Source organism: Paenibacillus alba, assembly GCF_013204855.1.
In the GTDB taxonomy this organism is placed as follows: Bacteria; Bacillota; Bacilli; order Paenibacillales; family NBRC-103111; genus Paenibacillus_E; species Paenibacillus_E alba.
Map to the genome: position 1 here is coordinate 94,677 of NZ_JABMKZ010000017.1, position 26,626 is coordinate 121,302.

At 44.9% G+C, this 26,626-nt stretch carries 17 protein-coding genes; 2 read left to right on the forward strand and 15 right to left on the reverse strand.

Features of this window, described 5'->3' with window-relative positions; genetic code table 11:
- Nucleotides 1-279: 279 nt before the first annotated feature.
- The 6 genes from HQN90_RS20915 to HQN90_RS20940 form a co-directional block, all read right to left on the reverse strand.
- The gene (locus tag HQN90_RS20915) at nucleotides 280-1,728 is read right to left on the reverse strand and encodes a limonene hydroxylase (protein WP_173222248.1); all 1,449 of its coding nucleotides are present in this window, start codon (nucleotides 1,726-1,728) and stop codon (nucleotides 280-282) included.
- Nucleotides 1,725-2,828, reverse strand: a complete 1,104-nt coding sequence (locus HQN90_RS20920; RefSeq protein WP_173222359.1) for a slipin family protein — start codon at nucleotides 2,826-2,828, stop codon at nucleotides 1,725-1,727. The genes HQN90_RS20915 and HQN90_RS20920 overlap by 4 nt, the downstream gene beginning before the upstream one ends.
- A 660-nt stretch (nucleotides 2,829-3,488) precedes the next feature.
- A complete protein-coding gene (locus tag HQN90_RS20925) occupies nucleotides 3,489-8,594 on the reverse strand; it encodes an S-layer homology domain-containing protein (RefSeq protein ID WP_173222250.1) in 5,106 nt (1,701 codons plus the stop codon).
- A 329-nt stretch (nucleotides 8,595-8,923) separates the two neighbouring features.
- Nucleotides 8,924-10,573, reverse strand: coding sequence for a GTP-binding protein (locus HQN90_RS20930; RefSeq protein ID WP_173222252.1), 1,650 nt, complete (start codon nucleotides 10,571-10,573; stop codon nucleotides 8,924-8,926).
- A gap of 1 nt (nucleotide 10,574) precedes the next feature.
- Nucleotides 10,575-11,498, reverse strand: coding sequence for a sulfate adenylyltransferase subunit CysD (gene cysD / locus HQN90_RS20935; protein WP_173222254.1), 924 nt, complete (start codon nucleotides 11,496-11,498; stop codon nucleotides 10,575-10,577).
- A gap of 385 nt (nucleotides 11,499-11,883) precedes the next feature.
- Nucleotides 11,884-13,113, reverse strand: coding sequence for an MFS transporter (locus HQN90_RS20940; RefSeq protein WP_246362682.1), 1,230 nt, complete (start codon nucleotides 13,111-13,113; stop codon nucleotides 11,884-11,886).
- Between the two features lie 203 nt (nucleotides 13,114-13,316).
- Between HQN90_RS20940 and HQN90_RS20945 the strand changes: the two genes are divergently transcribed.
- Nucleotides 13,317-14,510, forward strand: coding sequence for an oxalate decarboxylase family bicupin (locus HQN90_RS20945; RefSeq protein WP_173222257.1), 1,194 nt, complete (start codon nucleotides 13,317-13,319; stop codon nucleotides 14,508-14,510).
- Nucleotides 14,511-14,559: 49 nt separating this feature from the next.
- On the opposite strand, the gene HQN90_RS20950 is transcribed toward HQN90_RS20945, so the two are convergent.
- Together HQN90_RS20950 and HQN90_RS20955 are read right to left on the reverse strand one after the other, a co-directional pair.
- Nucleotides 14,560-15,567: a DUF3231 family protein gene (locus HQN90_RS20950; protein WP_173222259.1), complete on the reverse strand. Its 1,008-nt coding sequence runs from the start codon at nucleotides 15,565-15,567 to the stop codon at nucleotides 14,560-14,562.
- Nucleotides 15,568-15,631: 64 nt separating this feature from the next.
- Nucleotides 15,632-16,912 carry an ArsB/NhaD family transporter gene (locus tag HQN90_RS20955; RefSeq protein ID WP_173222261.1) on the reverse strand — a complete coding sequence of 427 codons (1,281 nt, stop codon included), beginning with the start codon at nucleotides 16,910-16,912 and terminating at the stop codon, nucleotides 15,632-15,634.
- 397 nt (nucleotides 16,913-17,309) lie between these two features.
- Between HQN90_RS20955 and HQN90_RS20960 the strand changes: the two genes are divergently transcribed.
- Complete coding sequence (locus tag HQN90_RS20960) at nucleotides 17,310-18,590, forward strand: ArsB/NhaD family transporter (protein WP_173222263.1); 1,281 nt, start codon at nucleotides 17,310-17,312, stop codon at nucleotides 18,588-18,590.
- Nucleotides 18,591-18,645: 55 nt separating this feature from the next.
- Here the strand turns inward: HQN90_RS20960 and HQN90_RS20965 are convergent, their stop codons facing one another.
- From HQN90_RS20965 to HQN90_RS20995, 7 genes are all read right to left on the reverse strand, one after another.
- Nucleotides 18,646-19,032 (reverse strand): rhodanese-like domain-containing protein, encoded by a 387-nt coding sequence (locus HQN90_RS20965; protein ID WP_173222265.1) that lies wholly within the window; start codon nucleotides 19,030-19,032, stop codon nucleotides 18,646-18,648.
- Between the two features lie 23 nt (nucleotides 19,033-19,055).
- Nucleotides 19,056-19,319 (reverse strand): metal-sensitive transcriptional regulator, encoded by a 264-nt coding sequence (locus HQN90_RS20970; protein ID WP_079414840.1) that lies wholly within the window; start codon nucleotides 19,317-19,319, stop codon nucleotides 19,056-19,058.
- 213 nt (nucleotides 19,320-19,532) lie between these two features.
- Nucleotides 19,533-20,948, reverse strand: coding sequence for an MDR family MFS transporter (locus tag HQN90_RS20975; protein WP_246362684.1), 1,416 nt, complete (start codon nucleotides 20,946-20,948; stop codon nucleotides 19,533-19,535).
- Between the two features lie 836 nt (nucleotides 20,949-21,784).
- The gene (gene ppdK, locus HQN90_RS20980; RefSeq protein WP_173222267.1) at nucleotides 21,785-24,466 is read right to left on the reverse strand and encodes a pyruvate, phosphate dikinase; all 2,682 of its coding nucleotides are present in this window, start codon (nucleotides 24,464-24,466) and stop codon (nucleotides 21,785-21,787) included.
- A complete protein-coding gene (locus tag HQN90_RS20985; protein WP_173222269.1) occupies nucleotides 24,463-24,642 on the reverse strand; it encodes a GapA-binding peptide SR1P in 180 nt (59 codons plus the stop codon). The genes ppdK and HQN90_RS20985 overlap by 4 nt, the downstream gene beginning before the upstream one ends.
- Nucleotides 24,621-25,676 (reverse strand): type I glyceraldehyde-3-phosphate dehydrogenase, encoded by a 1,056-nt coding sequence (gap, locus tag HQN90_RS20990; RefSeq protein WP_173222271.1) that lies wholly within the window; start codon nucleotides 25,674-25,676, stop codon nucleotides 24,621-24,623. The genes HQN90_RS20985 and gap overlap by 22 nt, the downstream gene beginning before the upstream one ends.
- A gap of 202 nt (nucleotides 25,677-25,878) precedes the next feature.
- The gene (locus tag HQN90_RS20995; RefSeq protein WP_173222273.1) at nucleotides 25,879-26,583 is read right to left on the reverse strand and encodes a YczE/YyaS/YitT family protein; all 705 of its coding nucleotides are present in this window, start codon (nucleotides 26,581-26,583) and stop codon (nucleotides 25,879-25,881) included.
- Nucleotides 26,584-26,626: the final 43 nt, after the last annotated feature.

The window sequence follows — 26,626 nt, forward strand, 5'->3', positions numbered from 1 at the left end:
AAAAGGAGTAGAGCGTAGACATGAAAGACGCCTAAGTGGTTTCGCATATCGCTGTTGAGTTTTTCACAAAAAATGAGAGGCTATCCCCAGTCATTTCTATGACTTGTGGGACAGCCTTTTGTGCCGTTATGCTTCTGTTGTCAAAATAAAGGGAAATTTCCCTCTAATTTGACTGCAGAAGCTTGTCAGTTCCTTTTAGCAGGAAAAACTCCCTCTATTTGCACCGATTTCGTGAGAACCTACTAAAGCCGGTCAAACTAACGGGAGGTTAGGTTTTCCTTACGCCTTGATCGCGAGATTCCGATTTCGGATTACAGGACTGTTCAGACCAGTCAGGATCAATTCTACACCAATCCCCTCATACCGATCCAAACTCTGCAAAATGGTATCCAAAATATGATGTGCCGCATATTCTTGGCCAACCCCCATCTCATCACCGGGACCAGCCGCGATGTGCTGAAGAGGAAGATGTTCCGTGGCGAATTGAACCAATTGCCGGATACGGTTTGGGTCGTTCGATTTCATCAGCTGAAAGTAATGAAAATCCTGCAGCGGATCTGCGGCAAGCTGACCATACAGCGCATCCCAAATATCCATGCCAAGCTTATCCGCACACACTGCTCCATAGTGGCGATCCGAGGAATCACCGGTGCTAATTGCATCAATGACAATGCTTACCCACTTGGCTTCAGCAATCAACGATTCACATGCATCCCTATTATCGGTTCTTAACTGCTCGCTCCATCCCTCCAACATCCGCCGGGACCAATTCTCCTCATCCTGAGCCAAGAAGTCGCGAATACTGAATAGGACCGACAAATGTTTAACTGATGAGCCCATCACCCAGGCTAGCCTCACGTAATCAGACACAACCTGCGGACTATACTCGTAATCGTCGATGTCCTCTGCCGGCCCGCCGTTCAATAACGCTTGCATAATATCCGTCGCCCCATCAAACAATGCGCTATCAACAAGATCGTCCGAGAGCGCCTCGCGCAAACCACCATTCCTTGCACAAATGCAAGCTAAGTATTCGTTCATGACGCTGTTTTGGCAACCTTGGCGCAGCAGCCAGTCTTTGATCTCCTCGGTGGCCGGCTCGAGTCTCTCGACGAGATGGATTTTCCCCCACCCATGAACGTACTTAACTAGTTCAAACAGAACCTGGTTGCTGTCTTCCATTCCATTCCGAATCGCAACCGCGGCATATAGCGTAAATTCATCGTGCCTCCCCAGTGTCAGAAGCAGTTCCTTCACTTGCTCGTTCTGAAAAAGGCCCAGCAGCGCAATTCCAAATTTAACGGCATTGCGATGTGCCCCATTTTCGGCTAACCATTTTGCCTCTTGGAATAAGCCATCTGGCTGTATGCCAGACTGTTTGCGCACCTCGTCTAAAATAGCGTCCATCTTGCTGCCAATATCCGTCTTCACAAGCTTAGCATACAGTGTCTTTCTAATTGAAATCTTCGGCTTTCTCGATTGCTTCGCCAGCAGGTGGACCAACTCACGTGTCTCGTCTGTCATTTGACCTGGCCCCGCATGGTGCCCGAAAGCACCATCCAAGCCGCCTGCTACCCACCTCAACTTGCTGCCGGACCAGAATTCTTCGTCATCTGGCAAGGATCCTCCTACGGATTCGCCTTGCTCCAGCATAAATGAATAAATGGAGGGCCTGCCTTCCCAGAGAGGCCGTACCGCTTTATTGAAGAAAATAAGCATTGTTTTCATTTAGCTCCCCCAAGAAGCGAATTCAACTGTTCCAACAGATTGTCTCTGCCGGTGAGCGAAATCGTCCCGATTTTCTCACAAATTTTCTCGAGGAATTCAAGCTCCTTCAAGCGGAATAGAGTCTGGTTCTCGTCCATCAACTTAGCAGTGTTAAGCAGACTGCGAGTAGAAGCTGTTTCCTCACGGCGGGTAATCAAGTTTGCTTGGGCTTTCTTCTCTGCTAGCAACACTGTATTAAGTATCTCTTTTATATCCCCAGGCAAAATAATATCCTTTACACCAGCAGAAAAGAATTTGACCCCGTAATCCTCACTCTTTTCGTTCAGACGGGACAGTACAAATGCCGCAATCTCCTGCTTCATCCGCAACAGGTCATCTAGCTTCAATGTCCCGACGTATTCACGCAGAATAAGCTGCAATAGAATATAAACCTGATCTTCGAAGCCTTTGATTTCCAGTGCACGCAGCGGATTGATAATCTTGTACTGGCAGACGAAGTTTAAGCGAAGCGTTACCTTGTCCTCCGTCATCATTTCCTGACCGGTCATATCCAGTTGTTGCTGCCGTAAATCCACAGTTTTTATCGATGCCACCACAGGTCCCTTCCAGAAATAATATTTTCCTGGGGCAAGCTCCCTCTGCATGACATTGTTATAAAATAGCACCCCTGTCTCGTAGCTGGTCACTTCGGAAACATAAAGATAACCTGCAACTTTCGCAAATATGGCTCTATCTATATCTGCAGCAACTTCTGGTTGGCGAATATCAACTCGCGTAAAGTCGTGCTTTTTCAGCACATTCCAGAAAGCGTATTTACCAGCTGTCATAAGCGATACGAACTTGCCATCCTCATAATGAAGCACATACTCGTGATCTTGAATATTGACAACAGTCAGCTCCTCAAGCAGCCGATCATCCTGAAGAAATAAGTTCAGATCCTTTCCTTGTATGGCAAATGGCTTCGTAACATTCAACAACACGATTTCATCGTCTGAAAATGGAGCGAGTCGATAAACACCTGGCTGCAGGTGCTTCACATAACTGCCTTTCTTAAACAGCAATCCTCGCTCGTCAGCTTTAACGATAATTTTCTTCAACATCATTTATCTCCTCATTTCATGGAACCTTTGTAGTGTGTTGTGACCTTTATTAGGGAACCCTCCTGATCAAGAAGCGGAGCCAAGCTTAAGGTTGGAAAATCGGTACCTGCACACTTAACTTTCTGATGACGATGCGATCTAATATTTCAGCCCGCTCTCACTCATCTTGCCATTATGTGGCCAAGCACTTTATCTCTGAACCGGTATCCACAGGCTGCATAGCTGCTTTCTCAGTGCCTACTCGAAGTCAGGCTGAAGATTCCCGCTAACAGGTCTAATAATTTGCTCATCGCTCGATGGGAAGTCGAGTATTCTACCAGAATCGCTCACTATGCGATTGGGGAATCGAACCCCAAATGTGGTTTCTTGCCGATCCGACCGTACAGGATACCGTAACAGACCATGCACGGCACTGCGGGATATCTCGATATCCCCGCCTCGTTACGACCGTCCGAACAAGAAACAATGTAGGATTGCCTTACAGGTTCTATCTTCGCTTATTTTCGAAATAGCGAACATGGCGGAAGTATTACGACGACGCATAAAGTTTTCCATTCCACCCAAATCCATTCCCTAATTGAAAAGGGAGCACGAATAAAAAGTGGAACACCAAATAACTCTACATCATTGACGTAGAGTTATTTGGTATAGAACTTATTTTTATTTCACATCGCTAATTTGTTTCAGCATACGTACGACAACTGTGACCACTTGAGCCCTTGTACTATTTTGAGACGGAGCAAAATGAGTATCGTCTACGCCGTTCAGCAATCCGAGCCTTATAGCCGCTGCAACGTATTGTTTAGCCCACTCGCTTATGCTGCTTGCGTCTACATAGTCGTTCGGTTGATCTGAGACAATATCACCCAGTTTTTTACCAGTAACATTCAAATACGCGTTGACCATCATGACCGCCAACTGCTCTCGTGTAACATTAGCTTCAGGAGAGAAGGTGCTATCGCTTGTTCCTCCTACGATATTCGCTGCATAGGCAGCGTTCACAGCATCCACATACCATGAATCTGCAGCTACATCTTCAAAAGCTTTGGTTGGTGCTTGAGCGGACAGGTTTAGTGCTTTCTTAAGAATTGTAACAAACTGCCCTCTAGTCATATTGCTGTCCGGTTGAAAGGATTGATCGTCCATACCGTCGATAATCTTCTTGCCGACAAGTTGCTCGATGTCTTTTTGCGCCCAGTGTCCTTGGGTATCCGTGAATGTTTTTCCGGCAGCTGCTATCTTTTCCAACACAGCATACTTCGAAAAATGTGACAATGTCGCGGTAATTGTACCGTCACCATTCATCTTGCCCCCTATGTAAGTCCAAGTGTTCGTTGTTTCATCCAACCAATACACACCCAGATTCTTAGCGTCCATTACTTTTGACTGATCGTAGCGGAAAGTAGCCTCAATCGGCGTATCAAAAGTTGTTATAACCTTATCTTTTTCGGCTAAAGAAAAATCCAGTATTGGAGACGCCGTAGCGAAATCGCCCAATGTCTGATGATCTTCAGATGCAATTGTAAGCTTCACAGTTTCAAATTTGTATGTCCCGCTTAAGGAGTTAACAGGGAACTTGAACTGCACGTCGTTAGCTTTAATAACAATAGGCTTGCCCTTATTCGCTGCAATTTGAGCGATATCTCCATCGATGCTAACCGTAGTAATATCGAGATGCTGTTTAACCGTAGCATCAAGGATAAGCTCATTCTTTGCTTCCTTGGCAAGATCGATCAGCATATCTATACGAGCCGGTTGGAAGGCATAAGTCATTTTGCCGTTAGCGTCACGCGTCGGCAAGCTTACGCCACCACCACCGCCGCCTCCGCCACCTCCACCTCCACCACCGCCTCCAGGTGGAGCCGGAGCGGAAGGCTCAGCATTATACGCCTTTTCAATCTTCAAACTTGGAATGCCCCCACCACGTTGCACCGAGAAATAAAGACTTCCAGCCCCAGTTCCCAGCTGCGGAATGGTAAATTTCGCTGAAGTCGATTCATCCCCAACTACTTGAAATAACAATGAATTAGCTGAGTTTGGATCACTGTACACTCGAACAATGTCTCTAGGATTTAATCCCGAGATGGTAATCGTGTCGGGGGTCCCTGATTTGTTATTGGTAATTTGAATTTGATCCGGTGTCAACGATGATCCGTAAGTCCGATCAAATAAGTCAGTCGTAGTAGGAGTGCTCATCCCAGTCGAGGAAACCGCATAAACGGCAATCTTGGTTGCCCCTAATGGAATCTGGGTATTCATAGGAATAGTGGTCTCATAGCTTCCAGTTTGATTTACTGGCAAACTAATAATAGGTTTGAGCTTCTGCAGTAGATCGTCGACAAAGTAAATCTCGTAACGCATAGTACCATAGAAATTATTATTTGTATAAAAGGATAAGTAGCCACCCACTTCCCCTTTATTTCCATCATCATCCCTCTGTTGTAGGTACCCAACTGGATTTTGATAAGTTATCGGCAAGTTAGAAACAGGCTCACTTGCTATGTTGTTTGCCAACAAATAATAATCTCCCAATACTTTCTCATCATTTGCCGAATTGATAGCCGATAGCCTCACTTTCGAGGCACCTGCTGGGATCTGCGTATCTAAGATGGATACATTATACTGCTGCTGCCCCTTGCTGACTTGTGCAAAAGTGCCCCCCATTTGCGCCCCTATAGAATCAATAAATTTGACAACATAATTTTTCACACTTGTTTCATCAATGAAAGGAACCCAGTGCAATTCACCCTTGTAATTCTTCGCGCTAGTATCAATATCTTCGACATAATTACTAAAGGGATCGAATTCAATGTTATCCCATAATCCGAAATAATATCCGTTAGTACTTTCACCTAAATTATTTTTACCAAAAATCCCGATTCTTTCGGCGCCCGCTGGAATCGCAGTACCATTAGGCAAAGTAATTTCATAACTTGGATAGTTCAACCCATGGCTTGGACGAATGAGCCTACTTTGTGTTAATTCAGCAATGGATTGTAGTTTTACGTTATTTTTATCTACAAAATAGAGATCATAGCTTGTTGCAGCTCCACCTGAAGTAAGGTCATACCAACTGATCGAGCCGCCAATGTTACCACGGGATGTATCTTCATCGTAGATATAAGGGAACAAAAGGTTGGGAACTGGAATCGCCGGATTCGTCCCTGTAATAACTGGACTGCTCATAGTATTGTCAAAAATTTGCATGCGGTACATTTCTGTACTTATATTCCCGGACAAGTCCATTGGTCGCAAATCGAGATAAACTGCTCCTGCAGGTACCAAGTTTTCAGCAATATCAATATGATAATTTATCAAAGATGATTGATTCTTTGGAACGCTATACGCACTTCCAAGCGCTGTTCCAGATGCATCGGTAAAAATCAGTTGGTAGCCCGAATAAATAGTTTCAATTGGAGTATACCAATTCACTAATGGATGGACCTTCCCACGAATTGGGTTCTGATCTTCTAATGTGTACACAAAAAAGGAGGATGACCAGCCACCGCCATAATCCGATATCATAACAGTAGCGGCGGAAGAGCTTTCTCCAATTGCATTCTTGGAATAAACGCCTAAATACATCGCTCCCGCAGGTATGCTAGTTTTTGGAATACTGTAGTTATAGGACGAGCTATTTCCTGCATAAGGAACTTCGGCTATTTTACTTCCAATTTTAATCATATTTTGATTTAAGAAATAAACCGTGTAACTACTTATATAAGAAGTACCTGGTGTGGTGTACCAATAGAGATTCCCACTTATTTCTCCCGCATTAGCGTCGTTATCGTTAAAATTAACATTAGAAACTTGCAACGACGGCGCGCTAAGTTCTGGTGCATGATCATGAAGAGCCTGCATAGAAGTGAATTTCTGTATGGTTTTCCCATCTTCAGAAACCACAACAATTTGACCGTCTGGCAGTGTCAGCACATTTTTCGCGATGAATGGCAGAGGGTATTGCATGGTATACGAGTCCCGATCCCAGACCGAGTCTTTTGCAAAAACATTAGCTCCTTTAGCCGCAATAACTGCAGCTCCAAAATAGCCCTTCCATGCTGGAATCTGAACAAGCGTATTCTTATCCAAAAGATTGCTCGCGTAGTATAGATCGCTGCCGTTCATCGTGATCGTACCTAATACGTTGCTGTACGCTTGAGATACTGCTTGCTGAGAGAAGTTAGTTAAGTTGAACTTAATAGCCGTATTTGTACCTGTGGAATAAGGTGATTTTTCTCCGAAGTATAAGGCATTATCTCCTAGACTAAGGACCATACGACCAGGATAAATGCTTGTAGCGTAATTCACCTTAGTTCCAGTAGCAGTATCAATGACATATATCCCCGGATAACCAGAAACACTTGAAACACTCTTATCTAATGCGGTATAGATCAGCTTTTGTTTACCATAAACGACTTGGCTGACAAAATTGCCGACATCCCATGAATAGACAGCTCCGTTGACACTTGTTCCAGAAAGTGTATTCACTTTCATAATTTGTGTTGCTGAAGCATTGCTGATATATAGGTTGTCATGATCTATAAATATCGAATTAGGGTTGGATCCTATGGTTCGGGTTTCTTGAACGGTCATATCGCTTGTGCGAATCCTCATCAACTGATTGCTTTCCGAGGAGATGGCGAACAGGCTCGCACCATCACTGCTATATACGAGATCGGTCACCGACTTATCAAATACCAGCTTTAGATCGTCGTTCCGCCAAGATATCGGAGTAGTGGAGGGTGCTAGATTCACATTAATGATCTGTATAACGTTTGGAATATTAGGGTTCCCACTATCCGATCCTGTATAGGAATAAACATGATTCTGACTATCCATTAAAATTTTTCTTGATGCCACAGGAAGTTGAGCAATTCGAGTAAATCCTTCTCGATCATACACATAGCTGCGGTCTGGTGCGGCATTTCCCGAATTATTCGAATGGCTGGTAAACACCGTGTTGCCTTGAACGTACATCACATCATCTTGATAGGTACCTTGAATAGAGGTTAAATCTGTATTCTTAAATCGGTAGCCTGCATAGAAAACCTGATTGCCATCAACAATTACTTTTCTGGCAGGACCAAAGAATCCGTAGTTATTATCATAAGTAGTTCTTGAAAGTGACTGCAGTGTAGAAGTGCTGAATGAGAAAAGATTAGAGCCGGTCGATCCCGACTCGCCAACAAACAAAATATGGTTTGCTGTATCAATAGCTAAATCAGGATTAAAAAAGGTATTGTGAGTCCCCCCATTCAGCAATGTCTCTGTTTGCGTTGTTAAATTGTATGCCGCTACACGACTCCACTGATCTTCTTCTGCATAGAACAGCTTATTACCGTCGATAGCCAGTTCGTACGGCTTTATGGACGTTGTAATCGAGCCCACTACTTCCTTTTGCGCAATATCTACAATGGCAATGGCCGTTGTTCCTGACAAAGCGACATAAAGCTTGCCACCGGATTGTACTAAATCTGAAGGTGCAGTACCAAGCGTTACTTGCTTCTCTATCTGAAGGTCACTCTTTCGAATAAATAGTAGACTATTAGCCTCCTTAGAGACAGCATAAATATATCCTCTCGCTTCATCCAGTACCCACTCCCTGATAGAATTAGTAAGCGTAAGCGAAGGAGATGTTTCAGTTCCTGCGAATGCTTTATTAGCATTTATCCCAGGCAATATGGCAGATGAGAGAATCATAAAGATAGCCAATAGGACTATAGATATTCTTTTATTTAATAAATTCCTGTACGTTCCGGTATGCATGGAAAATGATCCCCCAACTTTGATCTAAAATTATTTTTGTCAATAATATACTACAAATTATCAAACCTATATATTGGAAATTGCGAGAATGCATCTCCCCTTTAACTCAAAATCAAATTCTGTACTATGCCTTCCCAGATAAGCAGGCTTGACTGCTATACCAAGCTTCTAATGACTTCGTTACATGAACCAAATACCCTCTACCTTTATCAAAATTTAACAATGCGTTCCCCATAAAACAAAGCCCTAGGCCGCGGAAACAAGAAAATACCCCTACATCAATGATGTAGGGATATTTTATTCAAAACTATTTCGTTGCGTCGAAGTTTCTACGAATTAATCAAATATTTCATAACGCGTTTCACTACTACACTCGCAGCTTCTTCGATCGAATTCTTGCTTGTGTCGACTTCAATCTCCATAAATTCTTTGCCAATGATCTCGCGTGCAGTTTCACGGTCGCTATCGGCCGGAGAATCATTCGATACCAAAGCAATAAGTCCCGCATCGTTCATCAATTTGGCAACTTCCGCCGTTCGCCGCGTCGATTCGCCCTGGCCATTCTCGAGTAACATGGTGTGGTAGCCTGTCGATACCAACCGTTTTTCGACTTCTTTCGCAAGGGTTAAGTTATTCGCAACCGAACCGGTGAACCAGAGGGTTAATGGATTCTGTCCTTTTTGCTCAGCGCGAACACTTCTGGTGACTTCCGTATCTAACCGTACAAAGCTGTCGGAGCTTTGAAGGGCTTGGTCAATCACTCCGCAAGCGGAGGTCATATTGGTGACACGATCGATCAGAATAAATCCGCCAATGCTTTTATACTGTTCAAAAGAATCATAAACGATATCATCCGATAAAGAGAATTCACATTTCGCCACTTCATTTTTGACAATATGATCGGCTGGAACTGTATTTCCCGTATTAATATCGATTTTATGCGTAATTGCCGTCACGGTGCCGGGCAGGACTTTCGTTCCTACTTTGACCAAATAATTTTTACCGGGAGTCAGTACGGAATCATCCATCCAAAGAATCGTGGCGGTAAAACGATCAGCCTCTTGGATCTGATTATCCTTCGTGAATACACAGCCGCGCGAAACGTCGACTTCACGATCCAATTGAATGGTTACAGGTTGCCCAGCATAGGCTGAATTCCTATCTTGGTCTGTCACTAAGATGCGTTTGACTTTCGCTTTCTCACGACTCGGCAGCGTCGTCAACTCATCGCCGACCGCAATGCTTCCAGCCTCAATCTGGCCTTGGAAACCGCGAAACGTATGGTCCGGTCGACATACACGCTGAATTGGCATCATGAAATGTTTCGTGTCGTTGGTCTCAAGAACATCCACATTTTCTAAATAGGACAATAAAGCAAGACCCTCATACCAAGGGGTATTTTGTGATTTTTTGGTAATGTTATCCCCTTCAGTTGCAGAAACAGGGATCACCTCTATGCTTTGAAAATGAAATTCAGCGCTCGTTTGGGAGAATTCCGCTTTGATGTCATCAAATATCTTTTGTTCAAAATGAACTAAATCCATTTTGTTCACAGCTAATACTAGATGTTTAATTCCCATGAGCGCGCAAATCCGGGTATGGCGTTTGGTTTGGGTAATTATCCCTTTCGTTGCGTCCACAAGAATGATCGCCAGATCCGCAAAAGATGCGCCTACTGCCATGTTGCGTGTATATTCTTCATGCCCCGGCGTGTCCGCTACAATGAAGGAACGGTGATCCGTCGTAAAATACCGATACGCTACGTCAATCGTAATCCCTTGCTCACGCTCGGCTAGCAGCCCGTCAAGCAGTAAGGAATAGTCAATTTTGCCGCCGCGGCTGCCAAGTCTGCTGTCCAGTTCTAATGCTTTCTCCTGGTCGGCGAATAATAGCTTGGCCTCATAAAGCATATGTCCGATTAAGGTGGATTTTCCGTCGTCTACACTTCCGCAAGTAATAAATTTAAGCAGACTTTTCATCTTAGAAATAACCCTCCCGTTTACGTCTTTCCATACTTCCTGCCGCTTCTTGGTCAATTACACGAGTGGTCCGTTCGGATGAAACTGCACCAAGTGTTTCTTCAATAATGGCATCTATCGTGTCCGCTTCCGACTCGGCTCCGCCAGTAAGCGGATAGCAGCCTAATGTGCGAAACCGCATCTTCTTCATTTCAATTGTCTCATGAGGCTCCAGCTTCATGCGATCATCGTCCACCAAGATGAGATGTCCGTCACGTTCGATCACAGGTCTCTCTTGGGCAAAATAGAGAGGCACAATATCAATATTTTCTCGGCGAATGTATTGCCAGATATCTTTTTCCGTCCAATTGGAGATAGGGAAGACGCGGATGCTTTCACCTTTATTAATTCTTGTGTTGAAAAGCTTCCACATTTCCGGCCGTTGGTTTTTCGGATCCCAGGCATGATTCTTATTCCGGAACGAGAAAATCCGCTCTTTCGCGCGCGACTTCTCCTCGTCACGTCTTCCGCCGCCGAACGCAGCCGTAAAGCCGTATTGATCCAATCCCTGTTTCAGGGCTTGCGTTTTCATAATATCGGTGTACGCGGAACCATGATCAAAAGGGTTAATCCCTTGCTCAATCCCCTCCTGATTGGAGTGAACGATCATGTTGATGCCGAATTCTTTCGCTTTGCGATCGCGGAATTCAATCATCTCTTTGAACTTCCACGTCGTATCAATATGCATGAAAGGAAACGGCGGCTTCTCAGGATAAAAAGCTTTCAGCGCCAAATGCAGCATCACGGAACTATCCTTCCCGATCGAATACAGCATCACGGGATTTTCACACTCTGCCGCTACTTCTCGAATAATATAAATCGCTTCAGCCTCGAGTTGATCCAGATGCGTCATTTCTTGTATGGAATCAAGCATCAGTTTTTGCATGGAAAGGTGCCTCCTTTTAATTCTTACTAAATCCATCGGTATTTTCTTATATACTATCAGATTCTGGCTTTTATGCAAAGTGGAAGAAAGTAAATTTCTCTATATTTCTATCATTTTCCTCGAATATTGTCGTACTTTTTCTGAGAGCGTCACTTTCTTGTCGATAAGGTACCTTTGAGAACTCGTAATGTACCAAAAGCATGTATAGTCGAGCCCCTGTTCATTATCCATGTGAACACTACATATTCTACTCGAAATTAGAAAATGGGTGCATTGGCCCAGAGAAAAAAGGATAACAAAGAGGCCCGCGTCGATTACTCGCTTTGTGTCGTTGAGCTTTGTAACTCAACAAGCACAAAATCAAAGAGCTGTCCCCCATGTAGATTCATCTACTTGAGGGCAGCTCTTGTTTTGGGCTCAGATCTGCATCTGTCCCTTTCGTTTCTTTTCCAAAAAATAACAGCGCACAGGCGCCAATCACGATAGCGACGAAAAATATTAAAAAAATAGCGCCGATCGATTGCTTTTGAGCCACTAGCACCCCTACCAGATATGGCCCCAGAATGCCTCCCACGCGGCCAACTGAGGCTGCAAATCCCACACCTGTGGAGCGTATTGGCGTCGGATACAGCTCTGGTGTATAAGCGTACATAGCTCCCCAAGCGCCTAAATTAAAGAAAGATAAGCAGATCCCCGCGGCAATCAGCATCCCCTCCGTTGCGGCTTGGCTGAACCATACGGCACTTGCCGCCGTAAACAACAAATAGCTCACAAGTACAAATTTGCGGCCGAATTTCTCAATGAAGAATGCTGCCGTAAAGTACCCTGGTATCTGGGCCAAGGTCATAATGAGTACATATTGAAAGCTTTTCACAAGGCTAAAGCCCTTCAGGACCATGACCGTTGGAAGCCATAGAAACATGCCGTAGTAGGAAAACACGACAGTGAACCATAACACCCATAGCGTTAAGGTTGCACGTCGATGCTCGGAGGACCAGACTGAGGCTGCGCGTTCTCGGAATAACAGCTTTGGACTCTTTTGTTCCCTATACCGTGGTGAATCTTGAATGGCTCTTCTGAGATATAACGCGTACACAGCGGGTAGGGCACCTAGAAGGAAAGCCGCTCGCCAGCCGTAAGCAGGAATCACGAAGTAAGCAATCAGCGCGGCCAATATCCACCCGCAGGCCCAAAAGCTCTCCAAGAGAACGACAGCACGCCCCCGTTCATGCGCCGGAAATGACTCCGAAACGAGCGTTGAGGCGACGGGCAGTTCCCCGCCAAGACCGAATCCAGTGATGAAACGCAGCACGCACAGCATGACAAAGCTTGTAGCCAAAGCAGATAATCCGCTAGCTGCGGAGAAAACAAGGAGCGTCCCTACTAATACTGCCTTACGTCCATGACGATCAGCAAGCGCTCCTGCTACGACGGCACCAACAGCCATGCCGATGGAGTTAATAGCTACCAGCAGTCCGACCTGCTGGGCTCCGAGGTTCCACTCCACTGCCAGCGCAGCCACGATAAACGAAATAATTCCAACATCCATCGAATCGAACAACCAGCTGATTCCCGCACTTAGCAGCAATTTACGTTTGGAAGGATCACGCAACAAGGTAGTTAATATCCCTCACTTTCGTTCCAATAAGCCGTAGTCAGAATACTTCACTCTGTTTTCTTTAGCTTTCCCGAGATTCCCAGCATTAGTCAGAAGCTCTACACAGCCTGAATACGCCCATCTCCTTGCATACTTTATGAATGTTCTTCATATTTTGAAGAGTACTAGTAAAGCCTTTATGGCCGAAAAGGGTGAACGGATTGAACAATAACAAGCGTACACATGAATCTAACGCGAACATCCCCCAACCGATTAGAAATGATGGCGCCGGTTGGGTTGACAAGGGCCCACGCGATATCCTGAGAGACCGAGAGAATCCTGATATGCTCGTCCCGCCTTCCACAGATGCCGGGCTCATTCCCAACCTGAAATTCTCTTTCTCCGATGCGCATATGCAGCTCAATCAAGGTGGATGGTCACGTGAAGTTACGGTTCGTGAACTTCCTATTGCCACAACACTTGCTGGCGTCAACATGAGTTTGACTCCCGGCGGCGTGCGTGAATTGCATTGGCATCAGCAAGCCGAGTGGGCTTACATGATACTTGGCAGCGCTCGGATTACTTCGGTTGACGCCAGTGGCCGAAACTTCATAGCTGATGTGGGCCCTGGCGATTTATGGTACTTCCCTCCAGGACTTCCTCACTCTATTCAAGGGCTGGCCGAAGGCTGTGAATTTCTTCTTGTCTTCGACGACGGCAAATTTTCAGACTTGAATACCTTATCCATCTCCGATTGGTTTGCGCACACGCCCAAAGACGTGCTGTCCGCTAACTTCGGCACACCGATGAACGCGTTTGATCATATCCCATCCGACCAGGTTTATATTTATCAGGATGAGGTCCCTGGATCCATCGAAAGTCAAGCGGTCAGTTCCCCTAATGGCACCGTTCCACAAAGCTTTACCCATTCCTTATTAGCACAGCCGCCTGTCAAAACACCTGGTGGAAGTGTGCGAATCGTTGATTCCACCAATTTCCCCATTTCTCAAACTGTCGCTGCCGCTCTGGTCGAAATTGAGCCTGGCGCTATGCGGGAATTGCACTGGCATCCGAACAAAGATGAATGGCAATATTACTTGACAGGGCAAGGACGCATGACGGTGTTTGGCGGAAACGGAGCAGCACGCACTTTCGATTACAGAGCCGGTGATGTGGGCTATGTGCCTTTTGCCTTTGGACACTATATCCAGAATACCGGCACCCAGTCGCTTTGGTTCTTAGAGATGTTCAAAAGCAATCGTTTCGAAGACGTATCTTTGAATCAATGGATGGCTCTGACACCTGCCAGTTTGCTGGAAAGCAACTTACATGTAGGGCCTGAATTACTGGATGTACTCCGCAAAACAAAGTGGCCTGTCGTGAAATACCCCGGTTTCTCCTATTACCCTAAATAAACAACAAATAAAAGCACCTCCCGCCATTCCATGGTGAGAGGTGCTAATTTTATGCCTTTGTGAGTTGTTTCCTGTCTTCTATTTGCGGAGGTTCTTCCATCCAGCCATGCTTGATCATAAGTTCTCCCCCTTCTTTGAGAAAGGGCAATATTTTCTGGGCTAGTCGAGCCATCGTGAGCGGCAGATCACTCCGCAAGCTAAAAGCCCCGCCAAGCGCATTGCTCCCCAGACCGAAAGATCCCAGTAAATTAGTAATATACATCATTAACTTATCGGAAAAGGGAGCAATCGTCGAATTGGTCGCTTTCCCCGCAGAGGTAGCCGGTGGCTCGATGTAATCCTTGCGCAAATATTCGCCTAAGGTTGTTTCGACATCAATAGACAGCTTCATCCCTTTCACGAAATATTCCTTTACATGTTTGTCATTGGCTACTTGGGCGAATCCGATCATTAATTGCAAGCCAACAAGGTTATTCTCGATGGCATGATGAATCAGAGAAACTTCAATTGCATTTAGTGATCTTGTTGCCTTTAGCAAGTTAAAGCCGGATAAATAATCGTTGTCCTTAATAAAGGTAACCTCTTTGGGCATCGTCATAAAAGGCGGGCGGACCAGCACCCCTTTATCCAAAAGAAACTGGGTACAATGGTCAAACATGTCTTGCGCATTGGCCGTTAAGCTCTTATACAGCTTCCTAATATCTTGACGATAAGACATTGTGGAGTACAAGGCAAACAGGCTGGTTTCGATCTTGCCCATCATTTGTAAGAACATCGGTTCATACAAATAATCAAATAATTTAGGAACCCCTTTATTGACGTCATTCTCCGTAAAGCCAAGCGGAATGACAGCCCCTTCTTGCTCAAAAATGTTTTTTAGCGTTTCTATCGTCCGTTCAGTTAAATCATATGTTTTCTTTAGGATCTTCTCGATATCTTGATTATCAACGTGTTCAAGGAAATATTCCAAGAATCTCGCAAGCATAGTTTTTTCTTGATACGTCATCCATAGGTTTCCTATTTCTGTTGATGTCAATGGAATATGGTCCGAATTCATTGTTATACTCCCTTGTTTTATTTTATATTCTATCCATTAACACCATTTAAATTCCCCCTCTTGCTTACAACAGATATCGCCAATAAATATAAACACTCGAAAGCACGATGGAAAGAATCATCAAGGGGAAGCCCACCTTCAGGTATTTAACGAAGGAGATGGGATAACCCTCTTTTCCCGCTAAGCCAGCAACGATGAGATTGGCACTAGCGCCGATCAGTGTCCCGTTACCCCCCAAGCAGGCTCCTAGAGCAAGACTCCACCACAGAGGCTCGGGATTGCTGACTCCTCTAATGCTCATCTCTTGAATCATAGGAATCATCGTTGCCACAAACGGGATATTATCCAGAAAAGCCGATGCAATAGCACTCAGCCATAGAATCAACATGGAAGTGGCAAGGATATTCCCGCCTGTTAGCTCAATAGCTTTGGCGGCAAGCTCGGCGATTACCCCCGTTTCCACCAATCCCGAAACAAGAATGAACAACCCGACAAAGAAGAACAGGGTGATCCATTCCACGCTATGAAAGGCTTTCTCCATCATAGACTCTCCGGTTAGCAGAAGCAGTAAGAACGCGCCGCTGAGGGCAACCGTCGCAGATTCCAAGTGCAAGGTTTGATGGAGAAAGAAGCCCACGATCGTCAATCCGAGAACAACTAAACACTTCTTCAGAAGCTTAGAGTTCGTAATCATAACCTTCTCGTCCATCTCCATGATGCTCCTCTGCAGCTCTGGGGTTGACTGAATTTGCTTTCTAAACATCAGAACAAACAAAGGCAAATAGACCAAAAGAATAATAATAACGATGGGTGTCAAATTCGTGATAAACGCCATAAACGTTAATTCTTTGACGGCACTGCCAATCATGATATTCGGAGGGTCTCCAATTAAGGTCGCCGTTCCCCCAACATTCGACGCAATAATCTGCGTGATGAGAAAGGGAATCGGGTTTACGCGAAGCTGTCTTGTAAGACTGAAAGTGACTGGAGCCATGAGCAGAACCGTTGTGACATTATCCAGTAAAGCTGAAGCTGCAGCCGTAATAACAACTAATGCGATCATAATCCTAGTGGGCTTCCCTTTGGCTATTTTGGCTGCTTTCAAAGCCACATATTTGAATAGCCCGGTTTCCGCCGTTACACCCACGATGATCATCATGCCAATGAGCAGCCCCAGCGTATTGAAATCAATGTGGTGTAAGGCCGTTTCTTGATCAACGATCCCGCATACAACCATAAGTACGGCACCAAGCATCGCCAAGATCGTACGATGGATCTTCTCTGAAATGATGAGCCCATAAATAATTAAAAAGATGCCGATTGCCCAAATTGCTTGCTGCTCCATAATGCCTCCCGTTTTCTTCTTTTACTAACCATCTGCTCGAAAAAAAAACAAAAAGAGCCCTTGGTGACAGGCTCCTCCGAAATTTCCGCTATGCAATTAGTTATACTATACTTTCTTTCAAAAACAATGTAAAGCCATTTAGACGGCCGAATGACGTATTGACAATAAGGGAATTGCCATGTAAATTTAAGCTACAAGTTTAAACGGCGGTTGGTATTGGCAGCATTATCGTTCAAGGACTAATTTAATATTGATGTTTTGCGGAGGAGCCTGTCACCAAGGGCTCCTTTTGTTCTTTTTTCACAGAAGGAGTCCTTGGTTGGGCTCTTTTTTTATGCCGTTTAACTTGCTGTTTTGGGGAATAGTACAAATAAATCATGTGAATCGAGGTGGGCCTATGGAACAACAAGCAATTTTGGCAATTGGTATTTTTCTTCTTACGTACGGCATGATTATCGCAGAGAAAGTTCATCGTACCATCGTGGCTATGATCGGCGGTGTGCTTATGGTAGTTCTTGGTGTTGTCGACCAGGACTCAGCGCTGCATCATATCGACTTCAATACGTTAGGACTATTAATCGGCATGATGATCATCGTGAATATTACGGCCGAAACCGGCTTATTTACTTATATCGCACTGATTGCTGCCAAGAAGGCCAAGGGGGATCCCGTTCGCATCCTCGTATCCCTCGTGCTTATCACAGCGATTGGCTCAGCCTTTCTTGATAATGTGACCACTGTGCTGCTGATGGTGCCCGTTACATTCAGCATTACACGGCAATTGCGTGTGAATCCCGTCCCCTTTTTGATCACACAAATCATTGCCTCTAATATCGGAGGTACCGCGACGTTAATCGGGGATCCCCCGAACATCATGATCGGCAGCGCAGTCAAGGAGTTAACCTTCCTAGCCTTCATCAACAATCTTGCCCCCGTTGTCGTTGTCATTATGGCTGTCACGATTCCCATCTTCGTGCTGTTATTCCGCAAGCAAATTCAGACGACACCTGAGCTCAAACAGAAGATCATGCTAATCAATGAAAAAGAAGTTCTCACGGATCGCAAATTATTGGTGAAAAGTCTTTCTGTCTTAGGACTTACGATCGTCGGCTTCTTTCTCCACCAAATGCTGCATCTGGAATCCGCGACCGTAGCTTTAGCAGGGGCGTTTCTGCTGCTGCTCCTGACTGGCGAGCATGCCATGGAAGAAGCCTTCACAAAGGTGGAATGGACGACTATCTTCTTCTTTGTTGGGCTGTTCGTCTTAGTCTCCGGTTTGGTGGAAACCGGCATTATCTCCAAGCTCGCCGCACAAGCCATTGAGCTGACTGGCGGAGATCCCTTGGCGACATCCATGTTGATTCTATGGCTTAGCGCGATCGCGTCTGCCTTCCTGGACAACATCCCTTTTGTCGCAACGATGATTCCTATGATTCAGGAAATGGGTGTGATGGGAGTTGGAAACCTCGAACCGTTATGGTGGAGTCTTGCACTTGGCGCTTGTCTTGGCGGCAACGGCACCCTAATCGGAGCAAGCGCGAACTTAATCGTAGCTGGCATGTCCGGCAAAGCAGGGCACCCGATTAAATTTGTAACGTATATGAAATACGGCTTTCCACTCATGCTGCTCTCCGTGTTGTTAGCCAGCATTTACATTTATGTGCGATATTTAATTTAGCGACAGCCAAAAGCCCAAAAATCATTAACCACATGGGGCTAATGATTTTTGGGATCTATTGGGTCAGCTTCCCTTTCCAGGACATCATGCCCCCCTGCAAATGGGATATTTCATTAAATCCCTGTCTGCGAAGGATCTTAGCAGCTTGCTTGCTCCTCATCCCGCTTCGGCAATAGAGATAAACTTGATCCTTGCTCTTTATTTCTCCAGCTCTTTTTTTCATTTGAGTCACAGGAATATTGATCGCGCCCGGGATGTATCCTTGCTTAACTTCGCCAGGTTCTCTTACATCAATCAAAACAGCCTGACGGTTTGTCTTCAATTCCTCCTGGAATTGATCTGAGGATAGGTGCTTAAGACCTTTCACAGGGGCGAATCGCGAATAAATAAACCATACCAGGAAAGCAAATGCGACGATATTAAAAAGGGATTTATAATCCATAAACCAACCTCTTTTCTATTTCTTTAGCGGCTTTTGACTAGCAATTCAACGGCTTGCTTGACCATTTTCCCCGTATCTCTACCCGCTTCCTTTTCCTCAAGAATACATTGCTCCAGATTGACCGCAACAATATAGGCGATCGCTTTATCCGCGGCGCTTCGGACAGCAGAGATTTGGCTGACAACATCCTTGCAATTCTGCTCTTCCTCCATCATTTTCAAGACACCGCGAATTTGCCCTTCCATACGCTTTAGCCGTTTTTTCACATCATCATCGTAGATCATCATCCTATGCCTACCTCTCCTAAATACCTGTATAGGTATATTATTGCCGATGTCGATTTAAGAGTTGAATGGCTAATTACCCATACCCCTATGGGTATAAAATCACTATAAAGGACATCCTCCTTTTAGTCAATCAACACCCTGAAATTAGCAAAGGTCAACTAAAAATGAGCCCAGGAACTAGCTCCCGGGCTTTTGTGAACTATTCAGTTGAACCTACCTATTTTGCGGTTTACGGATGAAGAAGCTAAGCACTAGTCCAAGAAGCGCCAATCCAAACGGAATATAAAATGTTTGACTGAATGCATCGGCCATGCCATCTAGGGTATGAGGAAGGATGCTCAGTTGACTCGATAAATACGCTGTAATGATGGTAATTGCAAAAGAAACCACGATTTGTTGAGCCGATGTTGTGATTGGCGTGACGCGGCTGACTAGCTCCTTCGGAGCAGATTTCAATACATGCGCGTTGATCTGCATCATCGTGAGACCTTGACCCAATCCAAGGAAGGCCAGACAACTTACAATGAAAGTCGTGCTTGTATCCACCGATATGTGAGTCATTGCAAAGAGCGAGCATGCTGTGGAAATAATCCCGACGAAGGCAATCGGACGAATCCCAAATTTATCAAACAATCTGCCGCCAACATTAATGCCAATCGATGACAGGATAGCTTGAGGAATGACCAACAAGCCGGCATCCAGAGGAGATAAGCCTTTAACTTGCTGCAAAAAGAGCGGGAAAAGAAGAATAGATCCGAAAAGAGCCATCATATTTACCCAAGCTAGAATAATACCTAAAGTGAAATCCTTTGAGCGGAAGGCTCGAAGCTCCAAAAGAGGCTGCTTGTGCCCAAGCTCGACCAAAATGAATGCAAACAAGGCAGCAACGCCGATGGCAAGAAAAGTTACCGTCAAAGAGCTGGACCAGCCATTCGTTCCGCCCTCATGAACAGCAAATACTAGCGAACCGAATGCAATAGGTGCTAATATGGCTCCTTTGATATCCAACTTCATTTTTTTACTCGGACTAGCAGATGGAAGAAATTTTTTATTAAGGAAAAATGCAAGCACACCAACGGGAAGATTAATTAGAAATATCCACTGCCAATTGACGTATTCAATGATCCAGCCCGATAACACGGGGCCCAGTATGGGAGCCAGAAGCATGGGAAGACCCATAATCCCCATAACAGAGCCGCGTTTGTCAGGAGGAGCCAGTTGAAAGGTCATGGCGATGCCAATTGGCGCAACCATGCCTCCGCCTAAGCCTTGAATAATCCGAAATAGAATCAATTGATCCGATGTTTGAGCAAAAGAACATAAAACCGAGCCGCATACAAACATGACGATGCTCCATAGAAACGCTCGTTTTGCCGAAAAACGATCCGAAAACCAACCAGCCAGTGGAATGACAGCAGATAAAGCCAACGTATAGCCTGTAATAACCCACTGAATATGCTTTAAATCAGTATTGAATTGATGCACCAGCTTGGGAATAGCGACATTCATAATCGTACCATCCAAAATAACGAGAAACATACCTGTTGCAATTGCCAAAAGGGTTGGCAAAATTGCTTTTAAAGAGAACGCCTGTGGTGAACCTTTTGTTTCTGCCGTCATATCGACCATCTCTCTTTCTTCCTTCCTTCTTCCTTCTTCCTTCTTCCTTCTTCCTTCTTCCTTCTTCCTTCTTCCTTCTTCCTTCTTCCTTCTTCCTTCTTCCTTCTAAAATAGTATAACGAACTATGTACGTAAAGAACACTGTTCGCTCAAGGCATAATTTGCCTCAACAAATACAATATAACCGCACTTTATAAACTGAATATTAACTTCAAGTGTTATCTTTGACGATGGCACAGAGCAAACTTTACTTTTTCTAGCTGAGGGATGAGACAACGCGTGTCGGTAGGCCGCTGATGCACGCTGTATCCGAGAATGAATTTAACTATACAGCCTTTTTCAGAGGCTTGTCCTTTGGTGCTGCTTGGAGTAGCAAGCCTTGTCGGAGTCTACAGAACCTGAATTCCTGCGATTGCTCATCTTTTGATGACTTCGAAGCAACTGCAGGATCAAATTCCTGCAAATCTGCATCTTTTTTGCTCAGAATCTACCTCTAGAACCTGAATTCCTGCAAATCTGCATCTTTTGATGGACTTTTTCAAGTTTTAGGAACAATAATCAGTAAATTCCTGTATTATTGCAGGTTTTTTCATTTTTCAAGCGATTTTATTGAAAAAGCCTGCACTTTTGCAGTTTTACTCGGATAACACTGGAGTAATTCCGGTGGAATTCGGCAACAGGCTGGGGTTGTAGTTGAATAGGCAGTTGCAGTTGCAGTTGCAGTTGGTATTACAGTTAGGTTAGGCGTACCAGTTGGAGCCTCATAAACAGAAGAGGCTGCCTCGAAGTCATTTTCGACTTTTGAGACAGCCTCATTATCCTATAAAACTGATTCTCTACTTGTATCAAATCGCTTGGGCAACCTTTATTTCACGGGGATCTCCATGCTGGATGAACGCTTGAGCTGCTGCGATTCGTGCTAAAGGAATCCGGTAAGGGGAACAACTCACATAATCCAATCCGGTCAAATGGCAAAAGAAAATAGACTCTTTATCTCCACCATGCTCTCCGCAAATACCCGTTTTGAGCGATGGCTTAACGAGTCGCCCTGCATTCACGGCTAAATCAATCAATTGGCCGACGCCCTCCGTGTCAAGAACCTGAAACGGATTATGCTGAAGCAGCTTCTGATCCACATAATGGGTTAGAAATTTCCCTTCCGCATCGTCTCGGCTGTAGCCGAATGTCATTTGCGTCAAGTCATTTGTCCCAAAAGAGAAAAAGTCAGCATACGCCACAATTTGACGTGCAGTAAGCGCAGCGCGTGGTACCTCGATCATAGTCCCTACCTTGTACGGACAATCTCGAAGGCTATCTTTCCCTAGCACCTGCTCGGCAACCAAGTCAACAAGCTCTCTTACAATTTTCAATTCATTGGCATGACCAACGAGCGGAATCATAATTTCTGGAAGGACTCGAATGCCTCTGTTGATACAATCCGAAGCAGCACGGAAGACAGCCTCAATTTGCATATCATAAATCTCTGGAAATACAATACCCAGTCTGCACCCCCGTTGTCCTAACATCGGGTTAGCCTCGTGAAGAGCCTGCACTTTGCTGAGAAGCTGAGCGACCTCATCTCTTTCCAAATCTGACCCGCTTCTATCATAAGTCAGCTCCGCATGCCTTCTTTGCAGCTCCTCAAGGTTAGGCAAAAATTCATGAAGCGGCGGGTCCAGCAGTCGGATGGTTACCGGAAGACCGTCCATTGCTTCGAACATGCCCTCAAAGTCCGACTGCTGTATAGGGAGCAGCTGGGCAAGTGCCCGCAAACGATCCTCTTTGTCTTCCGCCAAGATCATGCGCTGCACGACAGGCAGACGGGTTGGCGAGAAAAACATATGCTCCGTCCGGCATAACCCGATCCCCTGGGCGCCCAATTGTCTGGCGATCTGGGCATCTTCAGGATTGTCAGCATTCGCGTAGACGTTCAGTGTACGAATTTCATCCGCCCATTCCAGCATAAGGAGGAGCTCATCCGTCATGCTCGCTTCTTTTAATGGCATCATACCGCTAATGATCCGTCCGGTTGCCCCGTCGAGCGTAATCCAATCGCCTTCTTCGATCACCTTGTTTGGAGCATACATCCGCTTCTCATTAAGTACTATTCGAACTTCCTCGCAGCCGCATACACATGGTTTTCCCATCCCTCTGGCAACAACAGCTGCATGACTCGTCATCCCTCCGCGGCTCGTAAGTACGCCTTCCGAAGCGATCACCCCATGAATATCTTCAGGCGTTGTTTCATTTCTGGCTAGAATCACGGTCTTGCCCGCGCGGTTCCACTGCACCGCTGTGTCTGCGTCAAATACAAGCTGTCCAACTGCTGCTCCCGGCGATGCAGGAAGCCCTTTAGCCAAGACATCCTTAACGGCCTCTTCCTCTATACCTCTGTGCAGAAGCTGATCAAGATGTGACACTTCAATACTCCCAACAGCCTCCATCTTGGTTAATAAACCTTCATGAACCATATCGACGGCGATCTTCAAAGCCGCTTGGGCATTTCGTTTGCCATTTCGTGTTTGCAGCAGGTATAGCTTATTATTTTCTACCGTAAATTCAATGTCCTGCATATCTTTGTAATGCTTCTCAAGCTGCCTGGATGCTTCAAACAACTGCTCATAAATCTCAGGCATTTCGTTCTTTAGAGCAGCAATCGGAAGTGGTGTTCGTATACCCGCTACGACATCTTCTCCCTGCGCATTAATCAGATATTCTCCAAAAAAGGCCTTTTCACCCGTAGATGGATTTCTCGTGAAGACTACCCCCGTGCCGCAATTGTCTCCCCTATTACCAAATACCATGCTCTGAATATTGACGGCTGTGCCTTGTTCATCGGGAATCCGGTTTAATTTGCGGTAAATTTGGGCTCTTTGATTGTTCCAAGATTTGAATACCGCCTCCACGGACATTCGCAACTGCTCATCTACATGCTGCGGGAAAGATTTGCCTGTTTGCTCCAATATGCATTTTTTGTAATCTTCAATCAGACTCTTCCAACCTTCAGCAGTAACATCCTGGTCTTGCTTGGCGCCTTCCTTCTCTTTCCTATGATGCAATAGCTGCTCAAAATGGTGCGCATCAATCCCCATCACCACACTTCCAAACATCTGCATCAATCGACGGTAGCAATCGTAAGCGAATTTCTCATTGTTCGTCAGCGATGCTAATCCAAGTACCGTACTATCATTGAGACCTAGATTAAGAATCGTATCCATCATCCCTGGCATAGAACTCACAGAACCGGAACGTACAGAAACGAGAAGCGGATTAGCGGCATCCCCGAACGCTTGGCCCTTCATCTTCTCTAGCTGCTTAAGCGCTGCTGCAACTTGTCCAAATAGTTCATCTGACATTCGATTGCCCATTTCAAAAAAAGTTAAGCAAGCTTCGGTCGTAATCGTAAAGCCTGGGGGTACAGGAAGGCCAGCACGTGTCATCTCAGCTAGATTAGCTCCTTTTCCTCCAAGCAAAGCTTTCATTGAAGCATTTCCATCTTGAAAAGACACAACTTGTTTCTGCATCATTTTTTGTTCTCCTCCTTATTCTTTTCAATACACGACATGGCATTGCACAAGCCATAAAATTTTTTGTAACCGTCCGTCGGCAACGTCGCAATCACTTCATTGCACAATTTACAAATGACAACCCCAAGATCATACCGATGAATGGCCGCCAATTTTACATGGTTTGTTTGAGACATGTCGCTTCCCCCTTCGATTGTGTGCTTTCCATATGAGACATATAGGCAACTAAATCAATGACCCGGTTTGCGTACCCCCACTCATTGTCATACCAGGCAAGCAGCTTAATTTGATCTTCCTGCGTCATAATGCTAAGACCGTCAATGATAGCGGATTTCTTATTTCCGATATAATCTACAGAGACAAGCGGCAGCTCGTTGTAGTCGACAAATGCTCCTATCTGCCCGGCAATCGCCTGTTGGATAGCGAGCTTCACATCATCGACTTTTACTTTCCGGCCAACTACCACTTGAAGATCCATCAACGAAACGTCCTGTGTCGGCACACGAACCGAAACGCCTTGGATACGAGAGGCGAGATGAGGGAGTACATCGAGGAGTGCCTTCCCCACTCCAGTCGAAGTTGGAATGATGGAATGCGTGCATGCCCTCGCACGGCGTAGATCCTTATGCGGGTTATCCATATGATTTTGATCATTCGTGAATGCATGGACCGTCGTCATCCACCCTTGCTTGACATGGAAAGCTTCATCCAAGATATGTAGAATTGGCGCGAGACAGTTAGTTGTACACGAGGCTGCAGACAGCAAACGATGACGCTTGGGATCGTACTGATGCTCATTCACTCCCATAACAACAGTAAGGTCCATGTTCGTACCCGGTGCTGTAATCAGAACCTTCTTGGCTCCAGCAAATAAATGTCTTTCCGCGCCATGCCGATGATTGAATTTACCGGTTGCATCTACAACCAACTCAACACCGCTGTCTTCCCATGGCAGTAAATCAGGTTCTCTCTCGCTGATGACAGCAATCCGCTGGCCGTTAATTATCATTACATGGTCATTCAATACTTCAATTTTGGCATCCCATCTGCCATGCACAGAATCATATTTCAATAGATGAGCCAACACTTGAATGGGGCTTGTTGAATTGATCACCTTGATCTCGTAGTCCTGCTGCCTATCGTTCAATGCTTTTCTCAAACAAAGCCTTCCGATTCTTCCCGTCCCACTTATTCCAACTCTCATCTGCATCCCCATTCTTTCATTAAGTATGTCATAAATATAACATCTAGATATATATAACACAATATATAATATTAAATTCAATTATTACTCATACAAATGTATTATTAACGAAATAAACCTAATATAGTATGTCATATATAAATCCGATAAGTTCAAAAATAAAAAGCAAGCCGACCAATAAGTCAGCTTGCTTCTATGTTGAGGTCCACTAATGCTTGTCTATCGTCACATTGTTTGCTATCCCTTTTCTAGCCTTTGCTTTCCTAAATAGATAGGAATACAAGATCAAATATTGCCCAACAAATATGGCATTTAATACGGTACCTTCGCGGATAAACGTGATTTTATGCAAGAAAATCAAACCGATGCCTGCTGCTGTAATAAGCAAGGTACAATCGAAGATCGTTTTAATATTACCCCATTTTCTATTCGTTCTTTTCACAACATTATTAACAAACAAATCCACAGGGATAAGCACAAGATCAGCTGCAATCATGAGATATAGACCAAACGCCAAAACGGCATCTCCTAAAGCAAGAAGCATAATTTTCTCAACATAGACATCCAGTTTAATGAAACTAGTCAGCAATAAATTAAGGTCCAAAAATAAACCAGATACAAAGGCTGGAATTAGTGAAGTAAAGTTCTTGAATTTAAAGTCTTTTGGCAGTACTAAATAGGCTAAAAACAACATGACAATTTCGAAAATGAAAGAGTAAGTTCCTTGCGTTATTGGAGAATAAACCACCGTCATCGTTCTGGTCAGACTACTCTGAGGTGATATGCCGACGCCTGCCCTGATTGCCAAACTAATGCCAACCGTCAATACATAAATACCAATCAAATAAATGATCCATCGCTTGGTTAAAGTACCGTTACTTTGAATTTCGGATAAAGCAGGTTTATTTGGCATATGCCATCCCTCTTTCTAAAGAAAAATTTAATTATCCTACATT